The organism is Escherichia sp. E4702 (assembly GCF_963883545.1).
Classification (GTDB): Bacteria; Pseudomonadota; Gammaproteobacteria; order Enterobacterales; family Enterobacteriaceae; genus Escherichia.
Window position 1 is genome coordinate 113,766 of sequence record NZ_CAWORF010000039.1, and the last position, 22,846, is coordinate 136,611.

A 22,846-nucleotide genomic window follows, 5' to 3' on the forward strand; every position below is an offset into this window, starting at 1 on the left:
TCCTTCGTTATAATAAATTGCAAGTCATCATCCTGGTTTCGCCGCCCTGATCGTTGACGATAGTCCATTTTATTTCATCCCCTGGCGATGTTATTACCTTATCGAGAATAGTTTTACTAAAAGGGGTAATCATTCTCTGTTTTCCTTCTAATGCTATTTCTGTTCCATTGACAAAAACTCTGCTAAGCGTCAGAAAGTAAGGACTGGCATTGCTGATCGTCAATGCATGAACATTTTTCGTAAATGATAATAATGAAACAGACTTCTCCCACGATACATTAATGTCAGCGGGACGTGAAAGAAGCTTAATAATCAAACTCAGTGATACCGATAGCTGCTGTTTGACCTTGTTCAGTTCAAAAAACGTTTTATCAATTGCCGGTATACTCTTGAAAACAATATACTGTAATGTTTCTTGATTATGTTGTTCTACAGGCTGTCGACGAATTATCCGTACTGTTTGCGACTGACCTGATGGTAATTTGAAAATTGGCGGTAAAATGTAAAAATTTGCCGATGGCGTTAGTTTCTCTGCACTGCCAGGAGAATTAACAATTCTACTCTGCACAAGCCATGTATATTTACTGGTATTGCTAATTACTATCTCTGTGCTGTGCAATGCAGAGCTCATAATAACTCTGGTATGATCAACACTTAACCCATCAGCATGACTTATCACAGGTAACCATAAGATAATTAACAAAAAGTAAAAGGCGCGCATATTAATGAATTTTTCGCTCATGCATTTCTGCCATACCAAGATCGTTAAGAGTCACCCATGACACCTGTCTGCTATTCGCTATTTTTGTGGAAGTCAACTCTATAGACTCAAAGGGGGAGATCATCCCCATATTTTTCAGACCAAGAGTCGCTATACTATTGTGATCAAAAAAAAGGTCATGAAGCGAAACGTAATACGGACTATTATTCATGATTTTGACGCCCGCAGCAGTTCGATTAAATACGATTTCTTTGGCTGCTTGATCAGCCCCCTCTTCCGTTAATCCAGCTGGGCGGTAAAACATTTTTATTTGTGAGGATAAGGAAAATATAATTCCAGCCTGAGTTTTCGTAGAGATTTCTACTTCTAATGGGTTTGATGCGACAATGCCTCGAGAAATAAAGTAGAATACTGATTCTTTATCGCCAGGAAGTTTATCAGTTTCCTCTGTCGCAATAACCCTGATCGCTGCGGCATTTCTTGGGGAAATTTTTTCAATTCCAGGAAGTACCTTAAAATACTGCCCGTCTGGTTTGCCAGCACTCACTCTAGTAATATAACTCTGCATCAACCAGGTACTGTCAGTATTATTTCTCAAGCTTACTGAAACGGACTTCTTTTCTGCTGGATAAATTATTCTTAGCGCATTAATCCCAATACCATCTGCCCATGCAGATGGCAACAGGAACAAAAACAATAATAAATACCTTTGCAAAAAATTAAACACTTTAGCCTCTTACCTCGTGCTTATTGGTAGACCATCATGAAATCTACAGGTACTTTAATATGCTGCGCAGCAGCAGTATAAGCAGTTATCGCCTGCAATGATGCGGTTATAATTGCTTGTTTTCCATCAATTGTACTTACTTTTGTTCCTGCAGGGACATCTGCTAACTGAATATAATCATTGTTTTTAATTTCTGCAGCAGTTGGTGTTTTTGTAGCAAAGTCATACACATTGCCTCTAAGAACGACACCTACATCATTCTTCCCTGTGTTACTCCATAATGTTGTTTCACCGGGAATAGCCATTCCTGGACTAAATAAAACTTCTGCATAAACACCGCCTGCACTATTGGTTGCCCCCGTAGGACTACCAGACTCGGCACAATTAGAGGCACTCAAGGAAAAAGATTTTGCGCCAACATCCGTTTTCGCGGTTGCAAAATCTTTTGCAGAGAAAGTGCCTAATATTATGTTCTCATCTGATACATTTATATCACATGTTGTTTCCGAAATTTCTGCATAAACGTCAATATGCGCTGGCTTGCCGATTGCAACAGCATTATTCCACACACCCATAGTAGCTATAGCCATCAGAATATTAACTGAATACCAATATTTCACAATAATTACCTTACTCATTATTCACAACGATATCTAAATTCTCCTGCCATTCCAGAATCCAGTTACAAAACTAAACTCATTTTCAGGAAAATATATCGTTCACAAGCAAAAAATCTTGTAATTGAGTATATACAGCTCTGTAAATCAGAAATAGTATCGGAAACAAGATAAAAAAAAGAAAAAAAGAAGATATATATCAAAACAATAATTGTGTCTTTTATCTAAATTCCTGGAATAAAATTATTCACTAAAAAAAACAAAATACTGTACCTGTACTCATTGGAGCTATTTGATTTTATCATTTCTGCGGATCATGCTACGCAACATGAAGTTTTCATCATCCATCAACGATAAGTCGAGCCTGGAACACCTGAACATCAGGAGGTGTGTCCAATGTGCTAGCGATTGTATTGACGACTTCTGAACGATGAAGCTCCATTATGATTGCCCAGGCTCAGCGCCAGATCAAACCACCGCTGATTGGTCACCTTATCCACGAGTTGATGAATTCCGGCTGTAAATGGTGGTTCTGCCGTAGATTCGGTTATGGCGAGGGACGAACTCTGAAGCATCCAGAACAGCGGGTCATTTGTTGGTATGCACCATCAATGTGTTTCGTATCCCTGCTTTATCAATGAGGTAAAAAAGATCTGACTGACATTATCAATATCAGACCATGTCTTATCACTGTACAGTCTTCACCTGAATCCGATACGGTGAATATGGAAATTAATGAATGGGCATACTTGCAACAATCTGCATTTTGCCAGTGTGCAAGAATTCAGGGATTCGATGTCGTTTTTTACCCCCTTTCTGGAAATAGCGATGCTGATAGCATCCAGAATTATTGCTAATTTTAAAATAGTGAAAAAATTACCTTAGGTTCTTTGTGTATACTTCATTTCGTCAAGTAACTTTTATCTTGCTTATTAAACTTTTGATTTACATAAGTGCCTGCCAAAATTCACAAAAAAATCACCAGGGACATAAAAATAATTATGACAGTATCAGAATTCTGTTATCAGGTGGTTATTAATTATTTTGTTTTAACCAGTTTCACGTATTGATAATAGATTAATGTTTATATGGTAATACATATTTGGCAAGGAGATATAATATGAACACTGAATTGAATTTTGATGATGAAACCGGTGTACTTATGTTTGGTAAAAAGTCGACCCGATTAAGCCCAAAAGAAGCGGCATTGTTTTCGTCGCTGATGCACAAGCAGCAGTCAGATAGTATTCTACCACGAAATGAACTTGCTCAATCTGTTTGGGGAGAACGATGGGAGGTAATCAGTAATAATAACATTCAACAGCTTATTCTTCAGCTTCGTAGAAAAATTGATGCTGTAGGTGGACCAGTGATAATCGAAAATATTTACAAGCGAGGTTATAAAATGACCATTCATGCACAAGGAGCTGGAAATGCGATAAGACGTAATTTAATTACTCGCTTTGTTTCACTAATATTAAATTTTATTTGAGTTCAATCCACACACCCTATACCTATAATTATTTATTTAGCCTAATAGTTTAGGCCCTTATTAATGATATTCAAACAATTAAATTTCAATATTACGCAATACTTCAGCTATTGTTCCTCTGTGCATTCGGATGGCAGGGGAATATTTTTATTAGCACTACAATATAGCAACCACAGTATCATTCCTGACAAAACATTTACAGGCAATATAATTAACACGTAAATTATTTTCTAACTAATTTCTTAGCAGAAAATGCAACTCTATTGCATCTTTCATCTTCTTTAATGGCAAGGTTGTATCACGACCTTACCTTTGACTGTTAACAAGTTCGGGTTACTGACGAGGCGCACCTTGCATGATTCCTCAGTTCCTCCGGTATCTTTGGTTACGTCCAGAGTTACATGGTGAATTTTAAACATGTTCCTTGATATCGTTTGTCTCCGATCATAATGTGCATTTCATTACGTTATAACCAAAACAATATTCCCCAGCAACTTGTTATTCTTCATTGATGTAATCAAATGACAGGTAATGCCAGATTTCATAATTATCATCAAGATTTTATTATTTTTCGTGTAAAAATGAATGTATCTGGTAGTTCAATAATTATGGATTATATTGTTTTTAATGGAGAATTACATGATAACAGCTAGATTGCTTTTTACCGGTGCACTAATTCTTCCCACAATTTCCTTTTCTTCAGTTCTTACTACACAGCAAAAAAATTATCTTGAAGAAATCATGACAACACAAATCAGTAATGAACAAGATAGAACGGTGATCAAGAACGAGTGGACTGAAGCACATCAAATAGCAGAATTCTTATGCCGCCCCGTTGCAACGACTGTTATACAAAGACAGGAATCTCTCGTCGAGAAAGTCATTCTCAGTGACGGGGAACAAAACACTTTAATATTACATAGTCCTATCAGACTAACTGGCAATGGCCAATACCTTATTTCCGGGGAGAAATGGATTCCATTTTATTTCCGCTGCGATTTATCTTCTATAACCGGTAAAGTTACCCGTTTTGTTATTGATCACCATACCCCATTTCCTCATAGAAATGCCGTTTTACAATAAAGCTAACCCGCCAGCTTAACATTTATCATTGATAATGCATTCCTGTCACCAGACGGGAATGACTATTACTGCTGTTCTTCACTAAGAAGATATCCTTATTTTTGTTACGGTAACTTCATGCTTCCCGCATCCACGATTTTCCGCCGTATATGCCCCTGTTGTTTCTCTTATTTTTCTATGACCATTCCATACTCAACCATAACTGAGTTTACGTTCTGAACTATCGTATCCTGGTTTTCGTCATCATTTCGTAACAAGGGTGATAACAACTGTCTGATGCCAGTTAGCGTCTAAGCACCTGAGGATTATGACATATCTAACCACCTTCAATGATCACAGACATAAGTAATCAACTGTATTGAATATCTGATACAAATCTTCTATTTTTATATTTTTCCATTATTTTTATTACACAGATCAATAATATAATTTTCGCTTCGACGATACTGTTCAGTTAGACAAACGTAGTGTGTGTGATATAAGAAGTCGATACTCAAACAGAACATAAGGAACATGATATGAAAAAAATACACTTACTACTACTATTCTCATTCATATTATCAGGATGTACAACAGAATGGCAACGCACTCGCTATGATGCCCAGGATCTTTCAACTGCACAATATGAATGCGGAACATTGGCTGAAGAGAAATATCCCGTTAAGAATAGAGTAGCGGAAAGAACAGTTTATGAAACACACGTCGAAAAAATGTCGCAACAACAAGCACTGCAAAAAAAAGTATGAAAGTTCACCAGCCTTACGAAGTTATGTGATTGATGTAAATGAACATACTCGTTATGAGTGGATGGAACTTTGTATGCAACAAAGGGGATGGATATCCAAAGTCAAAGTACTTATGTAAGGTAAGTGATAAGAATAATTATCAAAATAAAACTTTGTCAGGCAATGGCCCTATATACACAATTTTTAATCCTGTTAATAATGATTCTTGTGTGAGGTAACTCCTGCTACAACCGTCCTACTCATTGTTCGATTTCCCCACCATGTATCATGGTGGGTATTTTTTATCTTAAAATAACATCATCTAAATATGATTACGTTCGATTATCTTTATCGTTAGAATTTTAGTCAGTGCGCTTTTTGTATTCTTCCATATATCCCTGTTCATTACCGGTACATGATTGTATTGCTATATAGCTTCCCCTACTGACATCATACATCGACAGCTTGCCACAAAACTACGGGCATACGCTTCACTATATTTTTCACAGCGCCGCTATATGCCCAAACTAAAACAGCAATATGTTACTGTAAGCCCCGGATTCTGGTTTCTGTCAGAAAGTCTCGCTCAACTGGGCCACTGCACCGTACGTCCGATCAGCACCAATCAGACCAGCCAGATCAAGATGCACCACATTGAATGGAGAAATGCCGATACCGGCAGTCAATGCGTTGCCCTCTGAAGAGGCAATATTCTGACGATACCCCGCACGTAATTGCACCCAATTCCAGGCATTAAATTCAGCCCCCAGACCCGCAAACTGACGCTTTTTATCACGGATAAAACCACTGGCCGGCGTCAGATCTATATCCAGCGCAGTCGTCACGATTCCGTTATGCCATGAGCCCCCGGCAGTCACCTGCGGGCGAATTCTGAAGGTTTCTTTCAGCCCATTAACCTCTTTCGTATCAATGCTGCGGGGAACAATATTTTGTCCAGCCAGCCCCAGCATCCAGTGTTCATTCAGTTCTGTGGTAAAACCAATGTCGGCATTAGCCCCGCCAGTCGTGTTACGGTATTCACGGCTGCGGAAATCGTGGCTGTCGTAATGTTGTACCGTGGTATTGTAATTAAACAAATCTACACGCTGATATTTTGGTGTCACACCAAGGGAATATCTGAATCCGTTAGTCTCAAATGCCCTGGCAAAGGCAATTCCGACATCACTTACCGCCGCCGCTCGACCGTAAGCCCTCGATGTCAACGTATCAGGGTCATCCGCTGTTGGAATAATTTTACCCTTAGTCACATCATCCAGATATTGCAGATCATGATTGCTGACTTTTCCCTCTACCGTTGCTGTCCCCCATGACTTCATCATCAGGGCAAAAGGCAATTGACTGTTAGGGACAGCCGCGACCATGCCCACACTGGCCTGTACATTCACCTGTGTATTTTTAAATTTCTCCAGTTGATGTTGCAGATCGGTCGCTGCCTCCAGAGGTGTCCCAGTAGCAGACAGTTCTGCCTCATAGCGATCCCATGCATCTTTCACACCATCCACACCATCCTGCAAATGGTCAGGATCCGATACCTGTACTCCGACTGACGGCAGAATCATGCTGAAATCATCGGAAGCAGTGGCATTTGTCATCAGTGCCGGGTTAGCGAGTCCTGCCGCACAATAATGCGACGATGCAACCCCCGTTCCCCCCATAGCATCATTACTGGCTTCCATATAGGTCGTAGCCGCCTGAGTATTACCAGACAGCGCAATAAAAAAAGCACAGGTCAGCAGAGAATACTGACTTAGCGTAAATTTCATTTTTATTTTCCCGGCTAAAAGAATAGATTGTTTTTAATAAATATCCCATCGAAGCTATATACAGGTGTCGTCCATCAAAAAAGGCATGCAGTTTTCTCGACGAAAGACACTTATATTTAATCGATGCCAAAATAGCTTGTTTTCAATAACTCAAGACACCTAACCAACCGGTAAGTTCACAGATATTAATCGCAGTAACTAACAATATTTTTTAATACTCCGAAGCTGATGCATCACCACCACAGCCGCAATCTCACAAGCTTAATTGTTGATTTTATTGAGTATAAATTACGTGAGCAGCAATCTGTGTTTAATTCACTACTTACAAGCACGTCATTCCTGTGTTAACTAGGACGTGCATGTCTTGCGTATTTTACAAGTAATTTGATTTATATTTATTTAATTTCATTCAGTTACTACTGTTTTATAAAATATCTAAATCCAAACTTAAATAAAATAGAATCACTATCAGGCGTACAATTCATTAACAAATAAATCACTGGTGATATATCTAAATGGCCACGCCAATGAGTAGATTACTTTAAGGAAACACAGCCCGGATTCCACGTTCTCACCATCACCGAATAGCAAAGTAGATTCATTGTAACAAGTCCTGCTTTATGATTTCTCATCAGAATTTCATCACGACACCATCAGGATATTCCAGTCACCCCTTGCAATGATAGACGTACAAAATCCGATCTTTTCTACCCGTTCAAAAGTCGGTCCAGCGTTAACGGTTTTACACATCGTGCCAATTCTCGGGTTCAAAGAAATCTTAAAGAAATCATCGGATGAATTTACAGCATCGGAATTTCTACAAATTAACGAGAGGTCTACATTATGTATCGACATCATCGTTCTTTATTGTTTTTACTGATGTTAGGTTACCATGCCTCAACACTGGCATCGCCGGTCCACCACGTCAGACACACTCCTGTCGTTAACCATCACCGCAAAACAAAAACATCCCACTCAACAAAACAGCATAAATTGTCGCCCAATACAGTCTTCATTAATACGCTGATGGCACAGCTGGGTAAACCCTATCGCTGGGGAGGCGCTTCTCCTGAAACCGGATTTGATTGCAGTGGTCTTATCTGGTACGCGTGGCGTAAGAATTTTCACATTACCCTTCCCAGGACCGCCGCCGGAATGTATTCCATGCCACAGGCACACCATGTGCCTTATATGCTTCTACAACCCGGCGACATGGTATTTTTCTCAATGCATGGGGAACAAGTCGATCATGTCGGTGTTTATGTGGGAAATGGTCATTTCATAGAAGCGCCGCATACGGGGCAAAATGTCAAAATTGTCAGCCTGGAAAAAGATTTTTACCGCCGTCATTATCTGGGAGCCAGGCGTCTGATAATTGCCTGAGGCGTTCAGTCCCTGTGTGCTAAATTGGGAGGACTTCAGGACATCCGATGCGTGAATGGACTGGAGATCTCCCCAGAAAAATATAGATAGCTCAGTTTATCACTTTCCACGTACTGCAGGTTGCTCTGGAACAGCAATGACCTTCTCACTCTTTAGATCGACAATTTTTTGCTTTGCAGGACTCGACGTTAGTACTTCAGCCTTACCAGTCAAAACACCACCTTTTTTAATAGATAAAGAAACATAAACTAACGTACCATCCAGTCGTCCGTTTTCATAAATATCGACAGAATCAGACTGACAGTGCCCTTTTATAACGCCATCAATAATTAATTCCCGACTGGTAATATTGCCTTCCACCACGCCATTACGCATTATTTTTACCAGTCCATCCTTAGCAAGGACATTCCCATTCACACAACCATAGATATATATTTGTTTATTAGAATTTATGTTTCCATCAAAAACGACATCACTGGCAATAACCGTACTATCTGTTCCACTCTCATTAGTTAAATTTCTGTTTTCAATTTTCTTTAAGGAACTGCTGGTGTCTGCACTTTCCTTTTCTGACACTATTTCTAACTTATCTTTTGCTGCTTTAGATTTATTAAACATCATGAGTATCCTTTTCTTTAAAAAATGAGTGGAGAAAGAGCAAATTATGAAGAAAAATAATATGGATGAGATAAACAGTTTTCCTGAATACCAGAAAATTAATGCCAGGGTCCAGAACATTATTCCCGCGTTGAGAAACCGATAGTCAGGTCTGTAATCATGAGCCAGAGATTTCATTGGTAAATTCATCAGTAAACGATATCTTCGGGAAACACCGGCCGCCAGATGATATTAAGGCCATATATCCTTCCCAGGAATAGCGCCTTCATCATCGCTATTGTGCTCGCTGCATTTTCTCTGAATAACGGCGATGTGTTGCTTTTCATCTCAACATACTGACTCTGATTTTCGATAATCATGGTTCGGGACATAACATACTCTTCTTCTGTGGGTATACGCATAAAGCCAGACTGCAATGTTGCCGTCACGAACATTGACTTACTGTACAAATCGGCACAAAGGGAAAAATTCTAAAGAGTAAAAGTCACGAGCTTAAGCGGAAAGCGCCAGGAAGGCTGTTCTCAGGGGTATAAATAGTTGATGGAGGCTTTTGTATCGAGGATGAACCGATACAAAGTCGTTGAAATGCTTATGTGTATTAGTCGCGACTTGATCTGACACTGAGCCTTGAAAGGTTGAGAGTTACCGGTTTTGATATGGGTGTCGAATCCTTATACAAAACACGAGGTAACTCTCATGCTTCATACTACCAATCCCGTTATCAAACACAAAGCCGGTTTGCTCAATCTGGCTGAAGAACTCAGCAACGTATCAAAAGCCTGTAAAATCATGGGCGTTTCGCGTGATACGTTTTATCGTTACCGCGAACTGGCCGATGAAGGCGGTGTGGATGCGCTGATTAATCGTAGTCGCCGCGCTCCTAACCTTAAGAACCGTACCGATGAGGCAACTGAACAGGCTGTTGTTGATTACGCCGTCGCTTTCCCGGCACACGGTCAGCACCGGACCAGCAACGAGCTGCGTAAACAGGGCGTTTTTATCTCCGGCAGTGGTGTCCGTTCTGTCTGGTTACGCCATAACCTTGAGAATTTCAAAAAACGTCTGAAAGCACTGGAAGAAAAAGTAGCCCGTGATGGCATTGAGCTAACTGACAGCCAGATCGCAGCACTGGAGCGTAAAGCCAGTGATGACGAGGCCTGTGGCGAAATCGAAACGGCTCATCCGGGATATCTGGGTTCGCAGGACACGTTCTATGTAGGCAACCTGAAAGGTGTCGGGCGTATTTATCAGCAGACGTTCGTTTATACGTACTCGAAAGTGGCTCACTGTAAGCTTTACGTCACCAAAACACCGATTACCGCGGCTGACTTACTGAATGATCGTGTACTGCCGTTTTATGCGTCTCAGGGCCTGCCGATGCTGAGAATACTGACCGACAGAGGCACGGAGTACTGTGGCAAAGTAGAGCAGCATGATTATCAGCTTTATCTGGCAATAAACGATATAGAACACACGAAAACAAAGGCGATGTCCCCGCAGACCAACGGCATCTGCGAGCGGTTCCATAAAACAATCCTGAACGAATTTTATCAGGTAACGTTCCGTAAAAAACTGTACGGCGATCTTGATACATTACAGTCGGATCTTGATGAATGGCTGGCTCACTATAATAATGAGCGAACCCATCAGGGAAAAATGTGCAATGGGCGGACGCCAATGGAAACGTTACTTGATGGAAAGCGCATCTGGGTCGAGAAAAATTTAAGCCAGATGTAATCTGACAGATACCTGTATAAATAACCGGTAACTGTCAGATCAGGTCTGAGCTAATACAGCTTATGTGAAAAATATCTGAGGAATGCTCTGAGCAGGTAATCCCAGGCTCAGGGATAGTGAGTCACACGCCGTTGTAACTAACCTAACCCTTCAATGAAAATGGCAGCGCCACGCTTTATAAGTTCATTACCGCTATTCTTATAATAAATTACTTGCTCAATGATTTGTTTAACTTCGAACTCAAGAGAAGAGTCAACGGCAGGGACAATATCATGACTCTGACATATAAATTCAGTTTTCTCACAGCTTAAATAGCAACGTTCAGCCTCAGCAAGAATCGCTATTTCTGAACCAGATTCAAAATTGTAATCTGCCAATTTCCCATTTATTAAGATGGAAGGAATGCTAAATTTTGCTTTAATTTTACCATGACTATCCATGTTAAAGCCTTTTGAACCAAGATACCTGCTGGCAACAACAGCATAGTCATCACCTAAAGCATTTAGCCCGGCAGCAATCTCCAAAACAGCACTTATATAGTTCTGTATGGTCAGTGTGTTATCTAAGAATCTTTTTGCATAATCTATGTACTGTAATGACCACTTTTGCCATTTTTTATATTCTTCATTTCTATTCTCATGTTCTTTTTTTACAACATCTATATAGTGATAAATCCAGTTAAAATTCGCCTCTATGTCATTCAGCTCAAATACGCCAGAAATACATTGCGTTATATCGTGCGATAAGTTCGTAATTGATTCATTAAGCTTATTATTAGCTTTCTGGTAACGTTCTGCCCCGATTAAAGCTCGCAGACGTGCTTTATCTAATTTTTCTGCTATTTGTGCGATACCGACAAAATCACCTTCAATGGTGCATTCATGAGGATCTGGATAATAATATTTTTTGATAAATGACAGCACGTAAGTTTTTTTACTTACATCTTCTACCTGAATGGGAAACTGGACAGATGTTGGTATGTCACTACTATCGTGTGATGAAGTCTCATTACGAAAAACTAATGTCCCGTAAATCCCTGTTTTTTTTGCCTCCTTATCATCAACACCATGCATAAAGAAGTTGATATCTGTGAGCTGAAACGTCTGCAGCAACTTCTGTTGATAATCAGCGTTTTTTGCAATATCAAGCAATCGGTTTAATAGTCGATGATTGATGCGATCAGCTTTATCATTTACGGATACAAATAACGTTAAACTGACATGCTTCTGAGAGACTAAGTAACGCAATGTTCCAGCATAGTTTTTTTGAGCACGTTGTTTTTCTACGCTTTCAGGCATCTTTGTTATTTGCGACGATACCATGAATAACCCCGTAATGACCTGCGCTTCTCTTTTTTGACCCTTGCCAAAATTTTGGTTAATGACATGCATGATGATGTTAGAGGGGGCATGAATTACATAATCGGCAATAGTATTAACGCTGCCACAATCTACATTTGCCGCAGCAATTTCCATCCCGCATTTAGTCGAATACGCATCTGTTCCATTCAATGGAACGGTGTCTGAATAACTCATCACACATACAGAAGAGCATCTCTGGCCATCTTTTTCTGACATATGCGATATCCTCCTTTCAACAGGATCAGCACACTGAACTTTAGATGTCTGCACAACTACTCAACAAGCACAGAACACATCATCAGTGGCTCCCATGGCGCCAAATCCTTTCAGCCTTTTATTCAAACTTACCAATAGTCATAAAGGCGCCACCGGTTCAAACATCCGATAGCGCAATACCATTTACAGGCAAACAGTTCAGTAATTATCTGTACGCTTCTTCTCTCTTTCCTGAAAAGTCACATGCGGAACTCGTGGTATACAATAGCCATTACATTCTGAAATAAGCATCTTTTCTATCAGGTTATCGCCTTACGATAATCTATCTTTTAGCAATGCAGTTTTACCCTCAGAAAAATTATGCGCTTACTGCACCATTCTTTGTCGTGAACGTTCAGGATCTTTCGCCAATCTTAAATGTGAGCAATCCATTGATTTACTACATTTTTTCAAAAAATTTCAGGTTGAAATCGTCAAATGCAGCGTAATGCGGGCTCAGGATACTTTTGTCAGCCCTTTAACATGCGTCGAATCAGCTCTTACTTCGGGTACCTCATCACATTTATGACAACATTAAATATGAATAACCTTTTAAGCGTGCACGATTTAAACCAACTCATTGTCTCTTATTTTTACCAGGTCATTCATTGGCTATTCAGTTAACCGGCTCATTGATCTACTGTGTAGTTCACAAATTTGACGTAAGAATTTCGCCTTCAGTTCCGGATTCAATGCACAGGTAATAAAAATCTGGCTAGTTGTGCTAAAAATCACAAAGTGACAGGCTACCGCATCATCTGTTGTCTCTGACGATTTCGCCATAGAAAAACCATCAATAACATATTGATTTATATTGTTTTTACACATCAATTTCACGGTGAAATCGGCACAGTTACACTCAGCTAAAACAATTAGTTGATGTTTGTTCGTCGACAACACGTATCGAGCGAAGAAAAGGTTGATTATGGTTACTAATAATTGAAAGTAGCATATGAAGTGAAAAATAATGCCATAGTTCCACAAAGTGGCGAACTAAACTAATGGCAAAAGCTTAGGAAAGAATACAGATGCTATTATCTTCACTTCAGACAACAGACTATGAGGTATCAGAAACGAACTAAAAATCGAAAGCAAAAAAGATTAACTCCCATACAAAAATTAGTACTATAAAAGTGGTTTAACTACAGACAGGTACAAGCAAATGAGGAAAACCATCCTGCTAATAACTGATTGAAAGGAAAAAAGACATTGGAAACTGTTAGTACGTTGTAGTGATCCGTATTAATACCTGAATCGATTATTTATACGCTTACTGATGATAATAAAGAATTCTGCATCTTATTATAAACTATAGACAGAACACATCTGTTCAGGATGATAAGCTACAGTGAGTAACACGCCAACATTGACATATGAGGGTCGTAGAAATTTACATAATCACTAGCTATCCAAACCAGTTATGCAAAAAGATAGTTATCACTATGAATTATTTACGGTTTATTAATAAACTCATTTAGAATGATACAAAGATGAGTCGGCTCAAACGAAGCTGGAGATAAGCATATTATTACAATCTAAACTATATCGAGCAGCATAAACTATAGAGAGTAGATATTATGTTATGGAAACCATCAGAGCGACCTTTCATTTTTTGTAATAACGAGCAGCCACAAAAATATGCATGATAAATCATACAGATATAACAGATACCTTAGTTAATCACCCCGTGAATATGTCACAATTCAATGTAACAGCACTCTATAAGCTCTTTATCAGTTATCGCTCACTCTTTACCTGATAACCACGCCGCGAACCTTCACTTCTGAGCTCTGTTATCCAATACCTTTTCTCTATCAGCTTTTTCCGGGATATCAGTACGTTAGTTTCACCTAAATAAACTATAGGCAGCAATATAAGCTATAGACAGTAACATAAGCTATAGAGAGGATGCAGGGTCGATATTTATAAGATAAATATAAGCTATAGTCAGTATTAATACTGACGCTCAAACCTGATACATTTCCCATTACTTATTGATTTAAATGATTTTTATTGCTTATCGCATATAAAGCAGTACTGCTTAACTCGTCGATGCAAACACAATTGAGAAGAGCAGACTATGCATAACGTAGTTTAAAAGACATCAACAGCAATACAGGCCAGTACCACTGATGATGTAAGAAAGTGAAGAATAAAATATAAATTTCAATAAGTTATATGAGACATAAAGATGCCAGTTTTGTGAATCTGAGAAACACTATCCCATTGAATATAAGCTATAGTGAGCATCCATGAGTATGTTACTGACTACAGCTTATGTTTTACGGAGATTCAGAAGTGCTTCCAAATCTTTGAGATCAATTCCCAGCTTTTCAAGTAGCTTAACTTTTTCAATCAGCGAAGAGTCAACCGAATCATTTATATGCTCAGGTTGCTCATAAGCATCGCTATCCGAGCGGGGCGCTTTTAACTTAGGCCGACGGTAATGCACGTTAAAATACACGCTACGCCCACGTTGCAGCTCCGTGTAATCGAGGTATCCAATCTCTTTCAACTGCTCCATAGCTCTGCGAACCGTCTGATTTTGCGAAAAAACAGGCGATTTCAGATTTAGTCGGGCGCGCAAACGCGCTATTGAGATAGGCGCAGGATTTTTGGGCAGGCTTTCGATATAGGTGTAAAGCGCCTGTGCAGACTCCCGTCTCTTCAGCGCGTTTATCGCTTTCAGTTGCAAAAGTACTTTCCGATCAAACTGATAAAGTTCAAATAACCGGGGATCAGCCTGAAGTATGACAATATCTTTAGCGGTGTCGTAGTACGCGGATTGAACCAGATGAGTCGTATACTCTTTAGTCTGGCTGGTAAAAGAAATGACGGTCCCGGCAATTCGTTTTAATGAAGGGCTGATGCGTTCACGAAGCTTTTTAGAGGATCTGCTTGAGGGGATCCCGCAAAGCTTTACAAATTCAACAAAAGAGAGTTGAACCTTATCACCTATAACCTTATGTTTTGCAAAGGAATGAATGATTCCAACCCAGGTTTTAAAATCATTATCCATATCCAGTCGCGGACCAATGATTTCCACTTTGTCAAAGCCTTCAGCCTTAGCAAGTGAGAGCCTGGTCAGCTCTTCAGTGGCATCTGTCGTCGAGAGTGTATTTTTTTTACTGTTTTTGAGCGATTTGAGGGTAGGCACAAATACCCCCAGACGCATCAGAGCAACAGGTTGTACTGTGTTATTTGCATTTGGAGTAAGAGAAACGACTTCTCCTGTTCGTTTATCCACCTCGTAAAAAAAGCTTTTAATATCAATATCTTTTTCCAAAATCAGCTCCAAGTTTGGGCACCCAGTCCATATAACCGAGCTAATAGCACAAAAAAATGCGCTATTGATACGCTGTGCATAACCTGTTGATACTATTGTATAACGTTATCTTGCTGTATGTATCTCATTATAAAATAAGGAAAAAATTCATTATATCTATCGCTTCATTTTATAGTGAATGCACACTATAGCTTATATAGATAGCAAACTACAGCCTGGGTTTATCTCACTACAACTTATATATGTGCATACTATAGTTTATATTTTACAAACTATAGCTTATCGATATCGTCTGAAAGGCAGAGTGGGCGCAGGCTACAGCGATCGGGGATCTATTTAGGATCTTAAATGGATCTATTTAGGATCAACTTTTATGATCTAACCGAACAAAACAATTACCCGCAACTCCTTACGACGTGAGTAAACTCTGAACCAGAGGTGACTCCACATAACAGAACAGTATCAACCAACAGGATACCCCGTAACAGCACTTACCCTGATTTCGCAACAGCGCGCAGATGTTGCTGTTACAGCCATGAACTCGGTCCTGACCTATCCACACCACGACAGCAGTTTATGGTTAGGAAAATGAATCATCGTTTTAAAAATCTCCTGACCATGAACAGCAGTGTCAACAATGCAGTAATGATGTGCTGATCTCCTCCCTGAAAACAGTACCAGTCTAAACTGAAGTCTCCGGTCTTTCTTCCTGCTAACAGAGAGGCTTATTACCATGAAAAAGACCCGTTATACCGAAGAACAGATTGCGTTTGCGCTGAAACAGGCCGAAACCGGCACCCGCGTCGGGGAAGTCTGCAGAAAGATGGGTATTTCTGAGGCCACCTTTTACAACTGGAAGAAGAAATTTGCCGGTCTGGGCGTGACGGAACTGCGGCGTCTGCGGCAACTGGAGGATGAAAATCAGCGGCTGAAGAAACTGGTGGCCGATCTGAGTCTGGATAAGGAGATGTTGCAGGAGGTACTGAAACAAAAGTTCTGAGGCCGGCTCAGAAGCGCCAGGCGGTGCATTTCCTGCAGGAAGCATACCGCATCAGTGTCCGCCGGGGATGCGGGTTGCTGATGCAGAGCAGAACAGAACTGTCTACCACTGGCAGAGCCGGCGTGACGATCGGGCGATAACCCTGCGTATCCGGGAGATCGCGGAAACCCGGATACGGTATGGTTGTCCGCGTATTCATATCCAGCTGCGGTGGGAGGGCTGGCTTGTTAACCATAAGAAAACACACCGGATTTACTGTCTGGAAGGTCTCAACCTGCGCAGAAAGCGCCCCCGCAGACATGTCAGTGCAGTACATCGCCAGCAACGTCCGGTCCTGACGCATATCGATCAGTGCTGGAGTATGGATTTCGTGTCGGATAATCTGTTTAACGGACGGCGTTTCCGGGCGCTGACTGTAGTCGATAATTTTAGTCGGGAGTGTCTGGCGATCCATGCCGGAAAGTCGCTGAAAGGCGAGGATGTGGTCGGTGTGATGGAAGGGTTGCGGGTGCTGGGTAAGCGCCTGCCGGTACGTATTCAGACAGATAACGGCAGCGAGTTTATCTCAAAAAGTCTGGATAAATGGGCGTATGAACACGGCGTGACCATGGACTTCTCGCGCCCCGGAAAGCCGACAGATAACCCGTTCATTGAATCATTTAACGGCAGTCTGCGGGATGAATGCCTGAACATTCACTGGTTCCTGTCACTGGAAGATGCGCAGGACAAACTCGACAGCTGGCGCAGGGAATATAATCATGAAAGGACACATTCATCATTAAATGACATGACTCCGGCTGAATTCATCCGAAGTCTCCGGAAAGACGAAGATCTCTGATTTAGCACTGCACTGATTTTGGGCCAGGGTCATTTGGCCGGGTTCTCAAAAAATGCATGGAACTAAAACGGGTCTATTTACAATAAAATGCCGTTTTCGGCGTATTTTTAACCTGAAAACTGTTTTTCAGACGCACTTATCCTGCAGCCTGTGCCAGAAGCTATCGTTTCCGATCAATGTTATGCAGTCTTTCTGCCACTAATTCGGTCGCATGTCTCCCTGCCTGTGCACTGCTGAAGCGCAGCCGGTTACCGCACAGAAGGCATTTCTGCGCCTCCATCTGCAGGGCTTCATACACTTTGGGCAGCAACTCTCCCCGTTTACGGCTGGACAAAAAACCGTAGTAACGTACCATCTTAAAATGCTTCTCCGGGATATGACTGATATAGCGTCCGATCATCTCTTCCTGGGTCAGCGTCTGCTGGCGGTATTGCTGCGTGCGGTGGTCGTAATAATGGTGCACCACGGCACCGCCGCTGTAGTGCCTGAGCTTCGCCGCCTACACAGGTGGTCGCTTCAGGTACCGGCCCAGGTATTTGACGCTTCGCCTGGCCCCCCGGGTTTTCTTTGCGAAGTGCACTTTTCAGTAGCGTCCGTACTGTGCATCCAGATAACGGCGCCACTGTTTCTCATCCCGGATGATGACCATAGCCCGGCAGACTGGCGGGCTTAATCTGTTCATAGTTGTCCCGCAATAACTCAGTGACAGCAGTGCGCCAGATTTCTTCCCCCTGTCTTTTTTAAAGAATATATCTTTCCAGATGCAGTGCTTCACACAGAGTCCACCGCGGGTGACGGAGACGTGAATGTGCGGATGCTGGTTGAGCTGGCGACCGTAGGTATGCAGGGCGCAGAAGATACCGACCTCAACGGGCCCACCTGAGCATGGCCCGGGTAGCGGCACGGAACAGGGCATTGAGGAGTGGCCAGTTATTGTTGAAAAAGGGCCACAGCAGGTGGGGCATGGTAAAGGTGATATGCTGCCAGTCGCAGTCGGGGAGGATATGGCTCTGCTGCGAACCCACTGCTCTGTGGCTTTGAAGCCGCAGGCGCTATAGGCCTTTGACTTGCAGCTCTGACAGAAAAAGCGGGAATGGGTGCAACCGGGTGACGAACAGCAGAAGCGGCGAACGCCCATCTCAGATGGTCCCGCAGGCGAGCATGCGCTCAACGCAGAGGCGGGTCCAGGGGCTGACGCTGTCGCCATTCGAAGCGAGGTACCTGTTCCAGCCGTCATCGACGGTGAAAAGGAGTTTAGCCGGGCGCGGGATATACATCCGGAGTATTACACACGGGTATCTTGCCGGTGAAGCGAAAATCAACATACTGCCCGCAGTCGCAGTCGGGTTTTTCGGGCCAGTCAGCCCAGTTGTCGGTGGGTTTGTCCCATGGGTCGAAGGAGACCGGCATTATCCCCAGTTCTGTACAGGTCATGAACTGGTCCACGGGCATGCTTTCTGTCATTGCGCTATCGGTACAGTCATATCCGGCCCTCTCTGCATCACCGGGGTGTTGCTCAAAACCGCGGATAACCGTGACCAGAGGCGGATAGCCCAGTGTGTCGAGAAAAAACTGAGGCCATGGTGGACGCAGTGCTGTATGACTTCTTCGGCGCTGTCATAAAAGAACTCATGCGGGCTCTCATGACCGTGCTCAGGCGGAGCGGATATTATGAAGCGTTTGGGGTAGCGTCGGTACGGGATACGCCCGTCAGCAGGAGACCTGCCGGGTTTTCCGGGTTTGTGTTGTTTACGTTTTTTCGGAGATTTGTTGCGCGGCATACAGAGGATATCCTGGGGGAATTAACATACCGCAGAGCATAAAGCTGTGTGCAGGTCATGAACACCACCGGAACGCTCGCCCTGAAAGGGCGCTACGTTCATAAAAAACACCGTAACGCTCCATTAATGTTTCAATCTTTAGTCGTTTTATTTCCATGCCGATATTACATATGCCTCAGTCCTCAGTCGCTTTGTCATAAGCCGTACTGCTAAACAGTAAACATAATTACATGTTTTATTTGAATTAAATATCAACAATCCACTCCGTCTAACTTACAGGAACGATATACTATGTCACAGGTTATTAATACTAATGCTCTCAGCCTTGTAGCACAGAACAACCTCAATAAGTCCCAGTCAACACTGGGTACAGCTATTCAGCGCCTGTCTTCTGGTCTGCGTATTAACAGCGCAAAAGACGATGCTGCTGGTCAGGCTATCAGCAACCGTTTCACCGCCAGCATCTCTGGTCTGACTCAGGCTTCCCGCAACGCTAACGACGGTATCTCTATCGCTCAGACCACTGAAGGTGCGCTGAACGAAGTGAACGATAACCTGCAGAATATCCGTCGTCTGACTGTTCAGGCGCAGAACGGTACTAACTCTGATTCTGACCGCCAGTCCATTCAGGACGAAATCGATGCCCGTCTGTCTGAAATCAACCGTATCTCCGATCAGACTGAATTTAACGGCGTTAAAGTTCTCAGCCAGGATCAATCTTTGTCTATCCAGGTGGGGTCTAACGATAAAGAAACTATCGATATCGATTTGAATAAAATGGATGCTGGCACCCTCGGCATGACAGATTTTACTGTGTCAGAAAATATCAATGGGTTGCCAATTACTGCAGTGGAAACCGACGGCGGTTGGTGTGGCGCCGAGTTAACTTATGCGGTGGCTAATCTGGAAAATGAAGGTGACCAAAATATTCACGCGCAGGATATTGTACAGGAAAATGGAACGGGTAAGCTTTATGCTCAATGCGACGATGGGAATTTCTATTTACTTGAGGATTACGGTTCCGTGTTTGAGTTTAATACTAAGACCCCAGTTGCAGTGGATCCCAAAAATGTGAGTTCAGTGGTTGGTCAGAAATATAGCGGTTACATCCAAGTTAATGAAAATTCGGTAGCTGCTCTGGGGGGAAAGACATTGAAATCTGACGAAGAGGGAAATTTTTATGTAGACGATGGTAAAGGCCACATCACCAAGGCAGACTACACAGAGAAAAAAGAAGGTAAAGGTCACGATATACATATTGAATGCGAATTCACCGATACCGGTGTTGCGGTTAAGGGCGCTAATACCGTTACGCCTGATGCGCTGAAAACCATCGATGCTGCACTGGCTCAGGTCGATAAACTACGCTCTGCCCTCGGTGCCGCGCAAAACCGTTTCGATTCTGTGATCAGCAATCTGAACAACACTGTTAATAACTTGTCTGAATCTCGTTCACGCATTCTGGACGCTGACTTTGCCTCTGAAGTGTCTGAAATGAGTCGCGCTAACATCCTGCAGTCTGCGGGAACGTCTGTTCTGGCACAGGCTAACCAGGTTCCGCAGAACGTTCTGCAGCTTCTGCGGTAATTGGCATTCTGTCGGCAGAATGATTCTGCCGACAATCCCTATATTTATCCTGTTCTGCAATCCCACTAAATTTGGCGGACATCCGCTTAAAACCTCAAATGTCTTCTGTTCTGGTCAATTTAAACAGGACACTTTTTTCTCAGCCTGTTGTTCATAGCGCACGGGAGACTCTCCCCCGTTGGCCGTATGATTTCGCTCAAGGTTGTAGTGGCGGATATACGGTATGAACCGCCCCGGTTGTAAGCGTCTCAATTAGACCGTCTGTGCAGCAGACCCCGGTTCCGGGAAAATAGTGTCCATCATTTTTAATGGACACTATCGCGTGAAACACCGGACATGGCTCCTTGGTAAAAACAGACTGGTACGTGAAATTATTCTGTCGGGCAACGACCTTCAGGATCTGCTTAACCATTTTCGTGTGGATGAGCTGATGCTCAGGAGAGTGTGGCACGGGATAACCTCCGGCGATGGGGTTCAGAATGACGCTATTCTGCCACACATCGATTTGCAGCCGCCAGGCTGCTTCGTTCTAGCACAGAACAACCTCAATAAGTCCCAGACAACACTGGGTACAGCTATTCAGCGCCTGTCTTCTGGTCTGCGCATTAATAGCGCAAAAGACGATGCTGCTGGCCAGGCTATCAGCAACCGTTTCACCGCCAGCATTTCTGGTCTGACTCAGGCTTCCCGCAATGCTAATGACGGTATCTCCATCGCTCAAACCACTGAAGGTGCGCTGAACGAAGTGAACGATAACCTGCAGAATATCCGCCGTCTGACTGTTCAGGCGCAGAATGGAACTAACTCAGCTTCTGACCGTGAATCCATTCAGGATGAAATTAACGCCCGTCTGTCGGAAATCAACCGCATCTCCGATCAGACTGAATTTAACGGTGTTAAAGTTCTCAGTCGGGATCAATCTTTGTCTATCCAGGTGGGGTCTAACGATAAAGAAACAATCGGTATCGATTTGAATAAAATGGATGCTGACACCCTCGGCATGACAGATTTTACCGTGTCAGAAAATATCGCAGGGTTGCCAATTACCACAGTGATTCCCGATGGTATGTTTTATAACGCCGAGATAACTTATACGGTAGCTGATCTGGACAATCGAGGTGATCAAAACATTCATGCGCAGGATCTCGTACAAGACAAGGCAACGGGCGATCTTTATGCGAAATGCGACGATGGGAATTACTATTCCGCTCAAGTCATTGATAACAGCGTGGTTAGTTTTAAGACTAATACCCCAGTGACAGTGGATCCCAAAAATGTGAGTTCAGTGGTTGGTCAGAAATATAGCGGTGATGTCACCATTAGTGATAATTCAGTGGCAACTCTGGGGGGAAAGACATTGAAAACTGACGACCTGGGAAATTTTTATGTGGACGATGGTAAAGGCCACGTCACCAAGGCTGACTACACACAGAAAAAAGTAATAACTAAAAATGGTATTGTAAGTATTGAAGGCGAATTCACCGACACCGGTGTTGCGGTTAAGGGCGCTAATACCGTTACGCCTGATCCGCTGAAAACCATCGATGCTGCACTGTCTCAGGTCGATAAACTACGCTCTGGTCTCGGTGCCGTGCAAAACCGTTTCGATTCTGTGATTAGCAATCTGAACAACACCGTTAATAACCTGTCTGAGTCTCGTTCACGCATTCTGGACGCTGACTTTGCCTCTGAAGTGTCTGAAATGAGTCGAGCTAACATCCTGCAGTCTGCGGGAACGTCTGTTCTGGCACAGGCTAACCAGGTTCCGCAAAACATTCTGCAACTTCTGCGGTAATTGGCATTCTGTCGGCAGAATGATTCTGCCGACAATCCCTATTTTTATCCTGTTCT

At 42.5% G+C, this 22,846-nt stretch carries 15 protein-coding genes and 2 pseudogenes; 8 read left to right on the forward strand and 9 right to left on the reverse strand.

The window, feature by feature from the left end:
* Nucleotides 1–7 precede the first annotated feature (7 nt).
* The 3 genes from AACU94_RS23770 to AACU94_RS23780 are packed head-to-tail and all read right to left on the reverse strand — an operon-like array spanning nt 8 to nt 2,086.
* A complete protein-coding gene (locus AACU94_RS23770; RefSeq protein WP_135488367.1) occupies nt 8–742 on the reverse strand; it encodes a fimbrial biogenesis chaperone in 735 nt (244 codons plus the stop codon).
* Nucleotides 723–1,448, reverse strand: a complete 726-nt coding sequence (locus tag AACU94_RS23775) for a fimbrial biogenesis chaperone (protein ID WP_135488368.1) — start codon at nt 1,446–1,448, stop codon at nt 723–725. Before AACU94_RS23775 ends, AACU94_RS23770 begins: the two co-directional genes overlap by 20 nt.
* Nucleotides 1,449–1,468: 20 nt before the next feature.
* Complete coding sequence (locus AACU94_RS23780; RefSeq protein ID WP_135488369.1) at nt 1,469–2,086, reverse strand: fimbrial protein; 618 nt, start codon at nt 2,084–2,086, stop codon at nt 1,469–1,471.
* A gap of 1,099 nt (nt 2,087–3,185) precedes the next feature.
* On the opposite strand from AACU94_RS23780, the gene AACU94_RS23785 reads away from it, so the two are divergent.
* From AACU94_RS23785 to AACU94_RS23795, 3 genes are all read left to right on the forward strand, one after another.
* Nucleotides 3,186–3,557, forward strand: a complete 372-nt coding sequence (locus tag AACU94_RS23785; protein ID WP_135488370.1) for a winged helix-turn-helix domain-containing protein — start codon at nt 3,186–3,188, stop codon at nt 3,555–3,557.
* 639 nt (nt 3,558–4,196) lie between these two features.
* Nucleotides 4,197–4,640, forward strand: coding sequence for a hypothetical protein (locus tag AACU94_RS23790; RefSeq protein ID WP_135488371.1), 444 nt, complete (start codon nt 4,197–4,199; stop codon nt 4,638–4,640).
* Between the two features lie 518 nt (nt 4,641–5,158).
* Nucleotides 5,159–5,386: a hypothetical protein gene (locus tag AACU94_RS23795; RefSeq protein ID WP_135488372.1), complete on the forward strand. Its 228-nt coding sequence runs from the start codon at nt 5,159–5,161 to the stop codon at nt 5,384–5,386.
* A gap of 551 nt (nt 5,387–5,937) precedes the next feature.
* Here AACU94_RS23795 and AACU94_RS23800 read toward each other — a convergent pair.
* Nucleotides 5,938–7,149: a conjugal transfer protein TraF gene (locus AACU94_RS23800; protein WP_135488373.1), complete on the reverse strand. Its 1,212-nt coding sequence runs from the start codon at nt 7,147–7,149 to the stop codon at nt 5,938–5,940.
* Between the two features lie 1,026 nt (nt 7,150–8,175).
* Between AACU94_RS23800 and AACU94_RS23805 the strand changes: the two genes are divergently transcribed.
* Nucleotides 8,176–8,532: a C40 family peptidase gene (locus AACU94_RS23805; RefSeq protein ID WP_167856165.1), complete on the forward strand. Its 357-nt coding sequence runs from the start codon at nt 8,176–8,178 to the stop codon at nt 8,530–8,532.
* Nucleotides 8,533–8,631: 99 nt separating this feature from the next.
* Here AACU94_RS23805 and AACU94_RS23810 read toward each other — a convergent pair whose 3' ends face one another.
* Nucleotides 8,632–9,153 (reverse strand): bactofilin family protein, encoded by a 522-nt coding sequence (locus AACU94_RS23810; RefSeq protein WP_167856166.1) that lies wholly within the window; start codon nt 9,151–9,153, stop codon nt 8,632–8,634.
* Between the two features lie 693 nt (nt 9,154–9,846).
* On the opposite strand from AACU94_RS23810, the gene AACU94_RS23815 reads away from it, so the two are divergent.
* Complete coding sequence (locus AACU94_RS23815; protein ID WP_135488376.1) at nt 9,847–10,887, forward strand: IS481 family transposase; 1,041 nt, start codon at nt 9,847–9,849, stop codon at nt 10,885–10,887.
* 137 nt (nt 10,888–11,024) lie between these two features.
* Here the strand turns inward: AACU94_RS23815 and AACU94_RS23820 are convergent, their stop codons facing one another.
* The gene (locus AACU94_RS23820) at nt 11,025–12,464 is read right to left on the reverse strand and encodes a hypothetical protein (RefSeq protein WP_135488377.1); all 1,440 of its coding nucleotides are present in this window, start codon (nt 12,462–12,464) and stop codon (nt 11,025–11,027) included.
* A 2,314-nt stretch (nt 12,465–14,778) separates the two neighbouring features.
* Nucleotides 14,779–15,750, reverse strand: a complete 972-nt coding sequence (locus AACU94_RS23825; protein WP_130224619.1) for a RepB family plasmid replication initiator protein — start codon at nt 15,748–15,750, stop codon at nt 14,779–14,781.
* Nucleotides 15,751–16,522: 772 nt separating this feature from the next.
* Here AACU94_RS23825 and AACU94_RS23830 point away from each other — a divergent pair.
* Nucleotides 16,523–17,627, forward strand: a pseudogene (locus AACU94_RS23830) (IS3 family transposase).
* A 160-nt stretch (nt 17,628–17,787) separates the two neighbouring features.
* Here AACU94_RS23830 and AACU94_RS24835 read toward each other — a convergent pair.
* A pseudogene (locus AACU94_RS24835) lies at nt 17,788–18,904 on the reverse strand (IS91 family transposase).
* Nucleotides 18,882–19,091: a hypothetical protein gene (locus AACU94_RS23850; RefSeq protein ID WP_240726354.1), complete on the reverse strand. Its 210-nt coding sequence runs from the start codon at nt 19,089–19,091 to the stop codon at nt 18,882–18,884. The pseudogene AACU94_RS24835 and the gene AACU94_RS23850 overlap by 23 nt, the downstream one beginning before the upstream one ends.
* 608 nt (nt 19,092–19,699) lie before the next feature.
* Between AACU94_RS23850 and AACU94_RS23855 the strand changes: the two genes are divergently transcribed.
* Both AACU94_RS23855 and AACU94_RS23860 read left to right on the forward strand, forming a co-directional pair.
* The gene (locus AACU94_RS23855; RefSeq protein ID WP_135488378.1) at nt 19,700–20,995 is read left to right on the forward strand and encodes a FliC/FljB family flagellin; all 1,296 of its coding nucleotides are present in this window, start codon (nt 19,700–19,702) and stop codon (nt 20,993–20,995) included.
* Between the two features lie 292 nt (nt 20,996–21,287).
* Entirely contained in the window at nt 21,288–22,790 is a 1,503-nt protein-coding gene (locus tag AACU94_RS23860; RefSeq protein WP_276606028.1) for a FliC/FljB family flagellin, read from the forward strand.
* The last annotated feature ends 56 nt before the right edge of the window (nt 22,791–22,846 follow it).

Bases quoted from the DNA above. Each gene is read 5' to 3' on its own strand.
- AACU94_RS23820 (WP_135488377.1), bottom strand. From the start codon at position 12,464: ATGTCAGAAAAAGATGGCCAGAGATGCTCTTCTGTATGTGTGATGAGT.
- AACU94_RS23800 (WP_135488373.1), bottom strand. From the start codon at position 7,149: ATGAAATTTACGCTAAGTCAGTATTCTCTGCTGACCTGTGCTTTTTTT.
- AACU94_RS23850 (WP_240726354.1), bottom strand. From the start codon at position 19,091: ATGACAGAAAGCATGCCCGTGGACCAGTTCATGACCTGTACAGAACTG.
- AACU94_RS23780 (WP_135488369.1), bottom strand. From the start codon at position 2,086: ATGAGTAAGGTAATTATTGTGAAATATTGGTATTCAGTTAATATTCTG.
- AACU94_RS23795 (WP_135488372.1), top strand. From the start codon at position 5,159: ATGAAAAAAATACACTTACTACTACTATTCTCATTCATATTATCAGGA.
- AACU94_RS23810 (WP_167856166.1), bottom strand. From the start codon at position 9,153: ATGATGTTTAATAAATCTAAAGCAGCAAAAGATAAGTTAGAAATAGTG.
- AACU94_RS23805 (WP_167856165.1), top strand. From the start codon at position 8,176: ATGGCACAGCTGGGTAAACCCTATCGCTGGGGAGGCGCTTCTCCTGAA.
- AACU94_RS23790 (WP_135488371.1), top strand. From the start codon at position 4,197: ATGATAACAGCTAGATTGCTTTTTACCGGTGCACTAATTCTTCCCACA.
- AACU94_RS23815 (WP_135488376.1), top strand. From the start codon at position 9,847: ATGCTTCATACTACCAATCCCGTTATCAAACACAAAGCCGGTTTGCTC.
- AACU94_RS23770 (WP_135488367.1), bottom strand. From the start codon at position 742: ATGAGCGAAAAATTCATTAATATGCGCGCCTTTTACTTTTTGTTAATT.
- AACU94_RS23785 (WP_135488370.1), top strand. From the start codon at position 3,186: ATGAACACTGAATTGAATTTTGATGATGAAACCGGTGTACTTATGTTT.
- AACU94_RS23855 (WP_135488378.1), top strand. From the start codon at position 19,700: ATGTCACAGGTTATTAATACTAATGCTCTCAGCCTTGTAGCACAGAAC.